This is a genomic window from Bacillus sp. FJAT-45037 (genome assembly GCF_002797325.1).
Lineage (GTDB): Bacteria > Bacillota > Bacilli > Bacillales > Bacillaceae_D > Alkalihalophilus.
In genome coordinates this window covers 2,979,851-2,993,390 of sequence record NZ_KZ454938.1, presented here as the reverse complement: position 1 = coordinate 2,993,390, position 13,540 = coordinate 2,979,851, and the positions used below count along the sequence as shown (strand labels likewise).

The following is a 13,540-nucleotide window of genomic DNA, read 5'->3' as shown; positions in this document are numbered from 1 at the left end:
AATGAACTGAATCGACAATGCTCGTAAGAATGAATACATAGGCAATTGTGGTGCAAGTAGAAATCGGTTTTAAAAAAAGTAAGGTGGACAGAAAGAGGGTGACAGCGTGGCTAAAGTCATTGCTGTAGCAAATCAAAAAGGCGGCGTTGGAAAAACAACAACAGCTGTAAATCTAAGTGCTTGTTTAGCCTATATTGGCAAACGCGTTCTTTTAGTAGACATTGATCCACAAGGGAATGCAACGAGTGGTGTAGGTGTTGAAAAAGGAGTCCTAGACGAATGTATCTATGACATCTTGGTAGAAGATGTTGAAGCGCAGAAAGTAATTCAACAAACAACAGTGGAGAATTTGCATGTAATTCCTTCCACAATTCAATTATCCGGCGCAGAGATTGAGCTCGTTCCAACTATTTCTCGTGAAGTTCGTTTGAAGCGAGCGCTTCAAACGGTTTCAAAGGATTATGATTATATCTTTATTGATTGTCCACCTTCATTAGGCCTGCTCACAATTAATGCGTTAACAGCATCAGATAGTGTCCTCATCCCTGTGCAGTGTGAGTATTACGCTTTAGAAGGATTAAGTCAATTACTTAACACCGTTCGACTTGTGCAAAAGCATCTTAACACCGACTTAGCCATTGAAGGTGTTTTATTAACGATGCTTGATGCACGCACGAACTTAGGAATCCAAGTCATTGATGAAGTGAAAAAATATTTTCGTGAAAAAGTATTTGATACCATCATTCCCCGTAATGTACGATTGGGAGAGGCACCAAGTCATGGCAAGCCAATCATTATTTACGATGCAAAATCACGTGGAGCGCAAGTATATGTAGATTTAGCAAAGGAAGTGGTGTCTAGTGGCGAAAGGGTTAGGTAAAGGATTGCAGGCATTTTTTCCTGAACATAGCGATCAACAAGACCAAGTAAAAGAAATTGCAGTGAATGAACTTAGACCCAACCCGTATCAACCAAGGAAATTATTCTCAGAGAAAGCCATTGCTGAGTTAGCTAGCTCGATTGAACAACATGGGATTTTACAACCGATTATTGCAAGAAAAAGTATTAAGGGCTATGAAATTGTCGTTGGTGAACGAAGGTTCCGTGCGGCACAAAAAGCTGGTTTGAAAGTAGTGCCTGTTGTTGTACGAGAACTTGATGAGCAGAAGATGATGGAGTTAGCACTTCTTGAGAACTTGCAGCGTGAAGATCTCACCCCAATCGAAGAAGCAATGGCGTATGAGAAGTTAATGGAACATCTTCACTATACGCAAGAACAGCTAGCTAAACGTTTAGGGATGAGTCGTCCGCATATTGCAAATCATATCCGACTGCTACAGCTCCCAGAATCTGTCCAAGAGTTAATCTCTGAAGGAACGCTCTCAATGGGGCACGGGCGGGCGTTACTAGGCGTCAAAAATCATGAGAAGCTTTCACCACTAATCGAAAAAGTTATTCAAGACCAGTTGAGCGTTCGTGAACTAGAGGAAATGGTGAACCAAATAAATAACCGTGTTTCACGTGAAACATCACGAAAAAAAGCACCTCTTCCTCCACAGTTAAAGGAACGACAGGACTACCTTCGGACACGTTTTGGTACGTCGGTTTCGATTAAACCTGGTAAGAACAAAGGGAAGATAGAGATTGATTATTTCTCGGAGGATGATCTCGATCGCATTCTAGAATTACTACAATCAAATCAGCAACAGTCATAGTGTGAGAAGGAGTCATCGCAACATAGGATGACTTCTTTTTCGATGATGATGTTTGGAGGAATAATAATGATTTACTTTGACCATGCTGCTTCCTCGTTTCCAAAGCCGGAAGCAGTTGGCCAAGCGATGCTTGAAGCTGTGAATCAGTATGGCGCTAATCCAGGCCGAGGTGGACACAAATTAGCAGAACGAGCAACGCAGGTCATACAAGAAGCAAGAGCAGAGATTTCTTCCTTTTTTGGTGCGCCTAATGGGAAGCATGTTTGGTTTTATCAAAATGCTACGATGGCATTGAATCAAGCCATTTGTGGGTTTCCCTTTTCGAAGGGTGATCATGTTGTGACGACGGTGTTTGAACACAACTCTGTCTTACGCCCTCTTAATAGTGTTTCTGATACAAAGGGAATTGACGTAACCTACGTTCAACCAGATGCAGAGGGGAAAATCTCTATTCAAGCGATTGCTCAAGCAGTAAAACCAAAGACAAAAGCAATCATTATCTCTCACGCATCCAATGTCACGGGGGTCATAGTTGACCTTCGAGCTATTTCAGAGGTTGCACGAAAAATCGGTGCTGTTTTTATTGTCGATGCTTCGCAAACAGCTGGAACTTTGCCTATTGATATGGAGAGAGATGGGATTGACTTATTGGCCTTTGCTGGTCATAAAAGCATGCTTGGTCCACAAGGGACGGGAGTTCTCATTTCAAAAGATGATTATAATCTCTTCCCGTTAATACACGGTGGGACAGGAAGCTACTCAGAAAGTAGCGAGCAACCAACACAATGGCCTGATCGCTACGAAGCTGGTACATTAAATACACCTGGTATAGCCGGTTTACTAGCAGGGATACGTGAAGTGAAGACACTTGGAATCGAGCAAATCTACCAACATGAACAGGCGCTACTTGCTCAATTGTTAAAAGGACTAGAAAATTTACAAACGATAAATACATTTGGAACAACCGATATCAATGATCGTTTAGCTGTCTGTTCGTTTCGGTTAGATCAAGTAGAGAGCCATGAACTGGCCTTTATTTTAGATGAACATTACGACATCGCCGTGCGTGCGGGACTTCACTGTGCTCCGATGACACATCATGAGCTAGAGACTGTCGAGACAGGGCTTGTCCGGGTAAGTTTCGGGCCATACAATACAGCTGATGAAGTACAGGCTTTGCTTGAGGCGTTAGTGGAGATAGAACAAGCATTTTTAGAGTAGGAGATAAGAAGAATGGTCTTAACAGGAACAATCGTAAATGGCCTCGTGATCGTACTAGCAGCTTGTGTTGGTCTTTTAATAAGAGGAATTCCAGAAAGAATAAAGATAACCGTTATGCAAGCCATTGCTTTAGCTGTCGTCGTGCTTGGTATTGGAATGGGATTAAAGAGTGAGCAGTTTCTAGTCGTGATTGGAAGCTTAGTTATTGGTGGAGTCATTGGGGAACAAATTGATATTGAAAAGAAACTGAACCAAGTTGGAGCTTGGATAGAAGCAAGATTAGGGTCAAAAGAAGAAGGTTCTGTTGCAAAAGCATTCGTCACGACTACGTTGATTTATGTTGTAGGGGCGATGGCCGTTCTTGGCGCGTTAGATAGTGGATTGCGTGGAGATCACTCGGTTTTGTATACAAAATCAATGTTGGATGGATTCTCAGCTATTATCTTCGCTTCGACATTGGGAATTGGTGTCATCTTTTCTGCAATACCTGTGGTGTTATATCAAGGGGGAATTGCCCTCCTTGCGACGCAAATTAATAATTATGTCCCAACTGAACTAATGGACATGTTTATTGTCGAGATGACGGCAACCGGTGGCGTAATGATTGTCGCAATTGGACTTAACATTCTAGGCATTTTACAAGTACGTGTGGCCAATTTATTACCAAGCATTATTGTCGTAGGCTTTATTGTGACAGGGATGTATTTATTAACATAGTAATCTTCCTTAAAAAAAGAGACGCCTCTACAACGGTATTCCGTTTAAAAAGGCGTCTCTTTTTTTGTCTGTGTAAATACTCTTGGCGTGAGATTTTGCAAAAGAGATGTCGGTTTTATTCGTTGTGGTAGTTGTTGATCGACAGAATAAATCGCATCAGCCATCGTTGTGGCCATCTTCATGACGGTATATAGCCGTGTGTTTTGCAAAACAAAGTATTCCATCATCCCACCAATATTGACGATCCCTGTCATATGAATATCCCCTACAGCAGGTAGTTGTTTATTTACAGCTGCTCCTGGTTGAATAGGCCCAGTAGCTAACGAAATTTTTCCGATACTGTTAACACGTCCTAAGCAAGCATCGATGGCTAAGATGTACGGGCGATAATGCTCCTTATGAATTTCTTTTAATCGATCTTCAAGATTTACTGCATGAACAGGATTTTCGAGCGTTCCATACACGTGAAATCGATGTAGATTTCTTTCTTGTAGCTTTGTTCCGGTTAAAGGGCCAAGGGAGTCCCCTGTTGAACGATCTGTACCGATGCAAACGATGACAAGTTCTCGACGTGAGAGTTCGTTTGTATGGTCAAATAAATTCTGAAATAATGAAGCTTTTGCATGTTCCTCATCCATATGAACGCGTATAGGTGTTAACTTATTTCCGAATAAGCGTGGGTTTGTACTCATAACATCGGCTCCTTTGCCATAGTAGTAGCAGTATACGGATATTTTTTCCTTTCTATACATATAGATTGTGAAAATTGCGAAAGATGGAAGGAGAGTGTGAGATGTGGCTTGGTGGATTGAAGTGGATGTTTCTCATCATAGGTACCATGATTGGCGCAGGATATGCGTCTGGTCGTGAATTATGGGAGTTTTTTGGGGCGGAAAGCGGACTAGCTATTCTCCTATTTGCGCTTTTATTTATGATAAGTGCTACGATCATCATGAAAATAAGCTATGCCAAACGCTCGGAGCATTATCTTCCCATCTTGCATGAACTTATGGGTAAGCGTTTAACGAAACTGTATGACGTAATGATCGTTCTTTATCTCTTTTCGACAACAGTCATTATGCTTGCAGGAGGTGGGGCGACACTTGAAGTGGTTCACTTACCGTATTGGTTAGGCATTGTAATTATTGGTGGGTGTGTGGTCCTTCTATTTGTATGGGATACAAAAGGCATGACCTCGATGAATGCGGTTATTATTCCAGTTCTGATTATTTGTTTACTTGGTGTGTTGATAGCCTTTCAATCGTTGCAAGGTTTCCCGATCCGTTTCCGGTTTGATGAGCAACATAATTGGCCGGCCGCCTTAACGTTTACATCCCTTAATATTCTTCCTCTTGTCGCTGTGTTAGCCGCAGTAGGAAAAGAGATCAAACATAAAGGAGAAATTTGGATTGCTAGCCTTGGAAGTGGCCTTGTGTTAGGAGGCATTTCTTTTTTATACAATGAATCCTTACTACAAGTAGCAGGAGATATTATGTTGTATGAAATTCCTTTATTCGCTATATTGAAGCACTACCCTTACTACATGGTGATTATCATGTCAGCATTATTATGGATGGCCATTTATACTACGGCAGCTGCCGGAGTTTTTGGGCTAATCTCTAGGGTAAGAGGGTATGTAAAAGGGAGTGCTTGGCTTATCGCTTTAGCTCTCATTGCTTTGATGGCTCCCTTAACGACAATTGGGTTCTCCACATTAATTTCCATTTTATATCCTCTTTACGGAGTATTAAATTTGTATGTATTCGCGGCTATCTTGCTTTATCCTATTCTGAATCAAAAACCGAAGTAAGTAGCGAGTTCTTTGATTTGTCTCTCCCAATCAAATGAGTTTGGTGTATAATAAACAAACACTAAACGCCAGAGAAGTTGATAGGAGGGCCTAGGATGACAGAAAAAGAGTTTGACCTTGGTGACATTGTTGAAATGAAAAAGCAACATCCTTGCGGGGAGAATCGCTGGAAGATTATCCGAATGGGGATGGATGTTCGAATTAAATGCTTAGGCTGTCAGCACAGTGTCATGCTCCCAAGAAGAGAGTTTGGGAAGAAAATGAAACGAATTCTTGAGAAGTCCCCAACAGCTTAGTTCCTAAATTAATGGTCCAGGGTCGTGAACAACTCGTCATGACCTTGTTTTTTTATGGCTGTCTATCTATAATTGGTAGAGATATTGTTAAAATTATCACGTTTATTGTGAATCTGATAGAAAAAAGGAAGTGAGCCATTATGGCATTAACAACTGGAATTGTTGGTTTACCTAACGTTGGGAAATCAACCTTATTTAATGCAATTACACAAGCTGGCGCAGAGTCGGCTAACTATCCGTTTTGTACGATTGATCCTAATGTCGGGATTGTGGAAGTTCCTGATCACAGATTGCAAAAATTAACGGAACTAGTAGATCCGAAGAAAACCATTCCTACAGCTTTTGAGTTTACTGATATTGCAGGGATCGTAGAAGGAGCAAGTAAAGGGGAGGGCTTAGGAAACAAATTCTTATCTCATATCCGTCAAGTTGATGCGATTTCTCATGTGGTACGTTGTTTTGCTGATGATAATATTACTCATGTATCAGGTAGTGTGAACCCGCTAAATGATATTCAAGTGATTAACCTAGAGTTGATCTTAGCTGACTTTGAAACTGTTGAAAAACGTATTGCCAGAGTTGGTAAGCTAGCAAGAACAAAGGATAAAGAAGCTGTAGCTGAACTTGAAGTCCTTGAATTGCTTCGTGACGCCTTTGAAGAAGAAAAGCCTGCGAGAAGTATTGAGTTCACAGAAGAACAAGAAAAAATTGTCCATCAACTGCACCTATTAACAAACAAGCCAGTCTTATACGCGGCCAATGTGAGTGAAGAAGATCTATTATCGCCAGAAGATAACGACTATGTGAAGCAAGTGAAAGATTTTGCTGCAGGTGAAAATAGTGAAGTGATTGTCGTATGTGCGAAGATTGAATCTGAAATTTCCGAGCTTGAAGGGGAAGAAAAGCAAATGTTCCTTGAAGAGTTAGGCATTAAAGAATCTGGCCTTGATCAATTAATTAAAGCTGCCTACAACTTACTTGGACTTCAAACGTATTTCACTGCCGGTGTTCAAGAAGTTCGAGCGTGGACATTCCGTAAGGGGATCAAAGCGCCTCAAGCAGCGGGAATTATTCACACTGATTTTGAACGTGGATTCATCCGAGCCGAGATTGTTTCTTACGATGATCTAGTGGATGCTGGTACAATGGCTGTTGCAAAAGAAAGAGGAAAGGTTCGTCTTGAAGGAAAAGAATACATTGTACAAGACGGAGACGTTATTCACTTCCGCTTTAATGTATAGTTCATTCCAATGCTTAGCGCTCATTTAGATCGCTAAGCATTTTCTATTAGAGAAGATGCTTGCCTCTACTTATTGATTCTGCTATAATCTAATAATGCGAGTGAAATGACTCATTAGATGAGTTTTGCTCCTTGCTCCATATCGGAGCCGTTAGACCAAAAGGAGGTGACCGGAATGCGTAAGTACGAAATTATGTACATTATCGCTCCAAACCTAGAAGAAGCAGCAACTAAAGAGATCATTGAACGTTTTAATGGTGTTCTAACAACAAATGGTGCTGAAATCGATAAGGTTCAGGAGATGGGTAAGCGTCGTCTAGCATATGAAATCAACGATTTTCTCGAAGGTTTCTACGTGTTATTGAATGTACAAGCTAACTCAGAAGCGATTGCAGAATTTAACCGTCTTATCAAGATTAACGACAACGTTATTCGTTTGTTAATCACTAAAGACGAAGAATAATTAATCAAAAGTAGGAGGGGTACGGATGCTAAATCGTGTCGTACTAGTTGGGCGTTTAACGAAAGATCCAGAGTTACGCTACACACCAAGTGGGGTAGCCGTAGCGAATTTTACGCTCGCAGTAAACCGTGCATTTTCTAACCAGCAAGGAGAGCGCGAAGCCGACTTTCTTAACTGTGTCGTGTGGCGCAAACCTGCTGAAAATGTCGCGAATTACCTTAAAAAAGGTAGCTTAGCGGGTGTAGACGGCCGAATACAAACTAGAAGCTATGACAACAATGAAGGACGTCGAGTCTATATCACTGAAGTTGTGGCAGAAAGTGTGCAATTCCTTGAACCTAAAGGTTCAAACCAAGGACAAGGGAATGCCTTTCCTTCGGGTGGCGGATCGCCAGCTGGTGGAAACGATTATAGTAAACAGAATCAACAACCAAATCGTCAGTCTGGTGGATTTAATGATGATCCATTTGCCAATGATGGTAAACCAATTGACATTTCGGATGATGATCTACCGTTTTAAAACCTCTTCTGCTCTTAAAATGACATGTGTGTTTAACGATAAACAACTTTTCTTGAAAGGAGTGCTGTCTAATGGCTCGTCGTGGTCGTCCAAAGCGTCGTAAGGTTTGTTTCTTCACTGTAAACAAAATTACGAAAATCGATTATAAAGATACGGATCTTCTTAAGCGTTTCATCTCTGAGCGTGGTAAAATTTTACCTCGCCGTGTAACAGGAACGTCTGCTAAGTACCAACGTCAACTTACAACAGCAATCAAGCGTTCTCGTCAAATCGCTTTATTGCCGTATGTAAATGATGTGAACTAAGCATATAGCAGGAAAAGCATGGTAGATGACTACCATGCTTTTTTTATATTATAAAGAGTGTTGTGTGAAACAAGTGAAGTGAGGCTGTTCATTAGAGACGATGCTTTAATTTTAATCGTAAGTACGCTAAAATAGACAAGGATATGAGAAACTGTCAAAAACTCTCTTGTTCCTGAGTTGACGTCAGTTTGTTTGGAAAGATAAATGAGGTGAATGTGTGAAACAAACGAGAACCTTAACAGAAGGAGCTGTCATCGCTGCTCTTTTTGTAACACTACTAGCGATTACATTGTATGTTCCCTTCGCAGCGATGATTACTGTATGGGCTTTGCCTTTACCGTTTATTCTCTATGTTGTAAGACAAGGATTGAAACCTGGTATTATGTTATTTGCCGTAACGATTATGCTTGCGTTTATGATTTCAGGTTTAATCGGTTTGCCAGCGACGTTATTCTTTGGACTAGCTGGTTTAGTCATCGGAGAATTATACCGTCGTAAACTCACTGCTTTTTCGGTCTTGATTGGTGCTAGTTTGGTGTATATGTTTAATATGCTTATGATTTACGTAGGGCTCATGTTATTTATGGATGAAAATCCGATTCAATTTATGTCAGCCCTGTTACGTGAGCAAATTAAAGTAGCAGAAGCAACACTAACAGCTATGGGACAAGATGCAACAGATGCGCTTGCTCCGATGAATGATGCAGTCGATATGATAGTTCATATGGTGCCGGCGATGATCATAATGAGTGGAGTTGGTTTAGCGGTCATATCGATTTTGGTTGCGGGTCTGATCTTACGTCGATTAGGTCATAAGCCGACACAATTTCCACCATTTAGAGATTGGCAGTTTTCAAAATCATTCTTATGGTACTACTTAATTGTCATGATCTTGGTTTTAGTCGGTCAAGAAGAAGGATCGACCATGTTTATTATTGTCTGGAACCTTTTGCCGATTCTTGAAGTGATTATGATGGTTCAAGGCTTTGCGTTTGTGTTTTATTATTGTTACCATAAACAAGTTAACCGAACAGTGCCAATCATTATTGTCATTGTCACACTGATTATCAACCCTTTGACGCAGATCATTCGAATTATTGGTATTATTGATCTAGGTTTTGATTTAAGAAAACGGATCAAAAGCGAGAAAAAATAGGAGCTGACACTATGCCGAAGTTCTTAATGAAGCGGTGGCATGGCTACCACGTCATTGCACTATTTGCTGTGGCAGTAATATTTAGCGGTGTGCTAATGGTCTACCACTGGCAAGTTGGTGTAATTGGTTTATTCATATTAGGAGTGTTAGCCATCTACACGTCTCAAGCTCGATATGCGTTTGAGCGTGATTTAGAAGCGTACATCTCTACGCTATCTTATCGTGTAAATAGGGCAGGAGAAGATGCAGTCACCAAGATGCCTGTAGGGATTCTCCTTTATAATGATGAAAAGATGATTCAATGGATCAATCCTTATATTAGTAAACATATTGCCGATGATCTCATTGATAAAGAATTAGATGATCTTTATGACGGTTTAAATTCAATGATTGAAGATGGTGTTGAAACAGAAGTCATTACGCTTGGCGAACGATCATATCACTTGACGTTTGAACCTCCGGAGAGATTAATTTATTTTTTAGATGTTACAGAGAAAGAAAAAACAGAAGAGTTATATGAAGAAACAAAAACAGTCGTTGGACTTATTTATTTAGACAATTATGATGAAGTGACGCAAGGAATGGAAGATCAGGTGAGAAGTCGATTAATGAGTCAAGTGACATCAGCTCTAAATAGTTGGGCTAATGAAAACGACATTCTTCTTCGCCGCACGGCATCTGACCGTTTTGTCGTTATTATGAACTTTAAATCATTGCAGCACATTGAGGAACTTCGCTTTGATGTCCTTGATGAGATTAGAACATTAACAGGGAAAGAAAAAGTACCGATTACGCTTAGTATCGGTGTCGGAACAGGCGAACCTTCATTAAGAGAGTTAGGTAAACTTGCACAATCAAGTTTAGATTTAGCACTCGGTCGTGGGGGCGATCAGGTCGCGATTAAACAAAAGAATGGTAAAGTTCGTTTTTACGGCGGGAAATCAAACGCGATGGAAAAGCGGACAAGAGTTCGAGCGAGAGTTATTTCGCATGCTCTACGTGATTTTGTTCTTGAAAGTGACCGGGTCATTGTTATGGGGCATAAGAACCCGGATATGGATGCGATTGGTGCTTCTATCGGTGTGTTAAAGATCGCTGAAGTGAATGGAAAAGAAGGTTTTATTGTTTTAGACCCTAATGACATCAATCATGATGTGCAAAAGCTCATGGAGGAAGTCGAGAATCATGAGGATCTATGGTCACAATTTGTGACACCTGAAGAGGCTCTTGATTATGTGACAGACGAAACATTGCTTGTCATCGTTGATACACATAAACCTTCTTTAGTCATTGAACCGAGACTTCTGCCACGTGTTGATCGAGTTATTGTTCTAGACCATCACAGACGCGGAGAAGAATTTATCAAGGATCCTGTCCTTGTTTACATGGAGCCATACGCTTCATCAACAGCCGAGCTTGTGACCGAGTTACTAGAGTATCAACCGAAGCAATTAAAGATGGATAGTCTTGAGGCAACCGCTCTTCTTGCTGGCATCATTGTTGATACGAAAAGTTTCGCTGTTCGAACGGGCTCGAGAACGTTTGATGCGGCATCCTTTCTTCGCACAAATGGCGCAGACACAACACTTGTCCAAAAGCTCTTAAAAGAAGACATGCAACAGTATGTGAAACGAGCGAAGCTTATTGAAACGGCTGAGATCTACAGAGATGGAATGGCGATTGCTGTAGCCGGGGAGCAAGAGATCCTTAGTCAAATTGTGATTGCGCAAGCAGCTGATACGTTATTAACGATGAAAGATGTCTCTGCATCCTTTGTTGTTTCAAAACGAAAAGATGAACTAGTGAGCATTAGTGCACGCTCACTTGGTGATGTTAATGTACAGTTAATTATGGAACGTCTTCAAGGTGGAGGCCATTTATCTAATGCCGCCACGCAACTGCAAGATGTAACACTTGAAGAGGCAAGAGAGAAGCTACAACAAGCCATTGATGAAAGTTTAGAAGGGGGACAATAACGATGAAAGTAATTTTTCTAGAAGATGTAAAGGGTAAAGGGAAAAAGGGAGAAGCAAAAAATGTGTCAGAAGGGTATGCGCGTAACTACCTCCTACCTAATAATCTAGCCGTTGAAGCGACTAAAGGGGCTATGGCCAACTTAAATGCTCAAAAAAATAGTGAAAAGAAAAAAGCAGAAGAAGAACTTCAAGCTGCTATTGATTACAAAAAAGAACTAGAATCAATTACTGTAGAAATTAAAGCGAAATCAGGTGAGGGTGGTCGCTTGTTCGGTGCTGTATCAACGAAACAAATAGCGGAAACACTTTCCTCTATGAATATGAAGGTAGATAAGCGTAAAATTATGCTTAACGACCCAATCCGTTCAATGGGATATACAAATGTACCGATTAAAATTCATCCAGAAGTCATTGCGACAGTCAAAGTACATGTTGTAGAAGAATAAACTATATCAAAGATGGATCAATGGGTCTGATCTCTAGGAGTCAAGAATATCTTGCAATTCCTAGTAAGGTCAGACTTTTTCATTCTTGAGGAAAGGAAAAATGATTATGAGCGATTTATTTGCTGATCGTACCCCACCACAAAATATCGAAGCTGAGCAAGCAGTACTTGGAGCGATTTTTTTAGCAGATGGTGCCCTCGTTACAGCATCTGAAAAACTATTGCCAGAAGACTTCTACCGAGCAGCACATCAGCGTGTGTATGAAGTCATGCTTGACCTTGCAGAAAAGGGCGAACCAGTTGATTTAGTCACTGTTACATCTGAACTACAAGATCGTAAGTGGTTAGAAGAAATTGGTGGCATGAATTATCTTAGTGATCTAGCAAATGCTGTTCCAACCGCAGCGAACGTCGAATACTATAGTCGCATCGTCGAAGAGAAGTCCGTTTTACGCCGATTGATTCGTGTCGCAACGAATATCGCTGCTGATGGTTATACGAGTGAAGATGAAGTCGATGCGATCTTAGATGACGCGGAGAAAACCATCTTAGATATTGCGCAGCGTAAAAACACCAGTGCTTTTATCTCAATTAAAGATGTTTTAGTGGAAACGTATGATCAAATTGAACTCTTGCAAAATCAAAAAGGTGATATTACAGGTATCCCAACTGGTTTTATGGAGTTAGACAAGATGACAGCAGGTTTCCAACGTAATGACTTAATCATCGTGGCTGCTCGTCCGTCGGTAGGTAAGACTGCTTTTGCTCTAAATATTGCTCAAAACGTCGCTACGAAGACAAGCGAGAATGTGGCGATCTTTAGTTTAGAAATGGGCGCAAGCCAGCTAGTTCAACGTATGCTTTGTGCAGAAGGAAACATCGATGCCCAAAGAATGCGTACAGGTGCCCTCACATCAGAGGATTGGCAGAAGCTAACGATGGCGATGGGAAGTCTTGCAAAAGCCGGTATTTATATTGATGATACCCCTGGTATAAAAGTAAACGATATTCGAGCAAAATGTAGACGCCTTAAGCAAGAGCAAGGACTTGGGATGATTATGATTGATTATTTACAGTTGATTCAAGGAAACGGTCGCAGCGGAGAAAATCGTCAACAAGAAGTTTCCGAAATCTCAAGAACACTTAAAGCGATCGCTCGTGAGTTAGAAGTTCCCGTCATTGCTCTTTCTCAGCTTTCGCGTGGGGTTGAGTCCCGACAAGATAAGCGTCCGATGATGTCGGATATTCGTGAATCGGGAAGTATTGAGCAAGATGCTGATATTGTTGCCTTTTTATACCGTGATGACTATTACGATAAAGAGTCCGAGAATCAAAATATTATCGAAATCATCATTGCTAAGCAGCGTAATGGTCCAGTAGGTACCGTTGAGTTAGCTTTCGTAAAAGAATTTAATAAATTCGTAAACCTCGATCGGCGTCATGATGAAAGAAGTATGCCACCGGGTGCTTAGGATCATAAAAAAATCTGCTCTGGTATAAGAGCAGATTTTTTTGGATGTATTTTCTTAAGTGAGGAAAAGCTAATTAGTACCTGTTTTAAAGTGGTCGAAGGAAAAGGATCATACGAACGAAATTGACACACCTTAAATAAATGTTCGTGTTTTGTTGACTGATTTCCAATAAGTTGATATAATGATCAATGAATTTTGAAATTT

The 13,540-nt window shown here is 40.7% G+C and carries 15 protein-coding genes; 14 read left to right on the top strand and 1 reads right to left on the bottom strand.

Translation table 11 applies throughout. The features are described 5' to 3' along the window. The first annotated feature begins 106 nt into the window (after positions 1-106). From CDZ88_RS15115 to CDZ88_RS15100, 4 genes are all read left to right on the top strand, one after another. Positions 107-880 carry a ParA family protein gene (locus tag CDZ88_RS15115; RefSeq protein ID WP_100374326.1) on the top strand — a complete coding sequence of 258 codons (774 nt, stop codon included), beginning with the start codon at positions 107-109 and terminating at the stop codon, positions 878-880. Continuing rightward, complete coding sequence (locus CDZ88_RS15110) at positions 861-1,715, top strand: ParB/RepB/Spo0J family partition protein (RefSeq protein ID WP_100374325.1); 855 nt, start codon at positions 861-863, stop codon at positions 1,713-1,715. Before CDZ88_RS15115 ends, CDZ88_RS15110 begins: the two co-directional genes overlap by 20 nt. Positions 1,716-1,781: 66 nt before the next feature. Beyond that, positions 1,782-2,936, top strand: a complete 1,155-nt coding sequence (locus CDZ88_RS15105) for an aminotransferase class V-fold PLP-dependent enzyme (RefSeq protein WP_100374324.1) — start codon at positions 1,782-1,784, stop codon at positions 2,934-2,936. A gap of 12 nt (positions 2,937-2,948) precedes the next feature. Beyond that, entirely contained in the window at positions 2,949-3,653 is a 705-nt protein-coding gene (locus tag CDZ88_RS15100) for a DUF554 domain-containing protein (RefSeq protein WP_100374323.1), read from the top strand. Positions 3,654-3,697: 44 nt separating this feature from the next. Here CDZ88_RS15100 and yyaC read toward each other — a convergent pair whose 3' ends face one another. After that, on the bottom strand, positions 3,698-4,345 hold the full coding sequence (gene yyaC / locus CDZ88_RS15095; protein ID WP_100374322.1) for a spore protease YyaC: 648 nt from the start codon (positions 4,343-4,345) through the stop codon (positions 3,698-3,700). Between the two features lie 101 nt (positions 4,346-4,446). On the opposite strand from yyaC, the gene CDZ88_RS15090 reads away from it, so the two are divergent. The 10 genes from CDZ88_RS15090 to dnaB all read left to right on the top strand — a co-directional run bounded on the left by CDZ88_RS15090 (position 4,447) and on the right by dnaB (position 13,336). Continuing rightward, complete coding sequence (locus CDZ88_RS15090; protein ID WP_100374321.1) at positions 4,447-5,463, top strand: YkvI family membrane protein; 1,017 nt, start codon at positions 4,447-4,449, stop codon at positions 5,461-5,463. A 95-nt stretch (positions 5,464-5,558) separates the two neighbouring features. Beyond that, positions 5,559-5,759 carry a DUF951 domain-containing protein gene (locus CDZ88_RS15085; RefSeq protein WP_100374320.1) on the top strand — a complete coding sequence of 67 codons (201 nt, stop codon included), beginning with the start codon at positions 5,559-5,561 and terminating at the stop codon, positions 5,757-5,759. Positions 5,760-5,899: 140 nt separating this feature from the next. Then, on the top strand, positions 5,900-7,000 hold the full coding sequence (gene ychF / locus CDZ88_RS15080) for a redox-regulated ATPase YchF (protein ID WP_100374319.1): 1,101 nt from the start codon (positions 5,900-5,902) through the stop codon (positions 6,998-7,000). 174 nt (positions 7,001-7,174) lie between these two features. Beyond that, positions 7,175-7,462 (top strand): 30S ribosomal protein S6, encoded by a 288-nt coding sequence (gene rpsF, locus CDZ88_RS15075; protein WP_100374318.1) that lies wholly within the window; start codon positions 7,175-7,177, stop codon positions 7,460-7,462. Between the two features lie 25 nt (positions 7,463-7,487). Then, complete coding sequence (gene ssb, locus CDZ88_RS15070; protein ID WP_100374317.1) at positions 7,488-7,982, top strand: single-stranded DNA-binding protein; 495 nt, start codon at positions 7,488-7,490, stop codon at positions 7,980-7,982. A gap of 71 nt (positions 7,983-8,053) precedes the next feature. Further along, positions 8,054-8,287 carry a 30S ribosomal protein S18 gene (gene rpsR, locus CDZ88_RS15065; protein WP_047972679.1) on the top strand — a complete coding sequence of 78 codons (234 nt, stop codon included), beginning with the start codon at positions 8,054-8,056 and terminating at the stop codon, positions 8,285-8,287. Between the two features lie 217 nt (positions 8,288-8,504). Beyond that, positions 8,505-9,443, top strand: a complete 939-nt coding sequence (locus tag CDZ88_RS15060) for a YybS family protein (protein WP_100374316.1) — start codon at positions 8,505-8,507, stop codon at positions 9,441-9,443. A gap of 11 nt (positions 9,444-9,454) precedes the next feature. Continuing rightward, positions 9,455-11,419, top strand: coding sequence for a DHH family phosphoesterase (locus CDZ88_RS15055; protein ID WP_100374315.1), 1,965 nt, complete (start codon positions 9,455-9,457; stop codon positions 11,417-11,419). Positions 11,420-11,421: 2 nt separating this feature from the next. Then, positions 11,422-11,865, top strand: a complete 444-nt coding sequence (rplI, locus tag CDZ88_RS15050; protein ID WP_100374314.1) for a 50S ribosomal protein L9 — start codon at positions 11,422-11,424, stop codon at positions 11,863-11,865. A gap of 106 nt (positions 11,866-11,971) precedes the next feature. Then, positions 11,972-13,336 carry a replicative DNA helicase gene (gene dnaB / locus CDZ88_RS15045; RefSeq protein WP_100374723.1) on the top strand — a complete coding sequence of 455 codons (1,365 nt, stop codon included), beginning with the start codon at positions 11,972-11,974 and terminating at the stop codon, positions 13,334-13,336. Positions 13,337-13,540 lie beyond the last annotated feature (204 nt).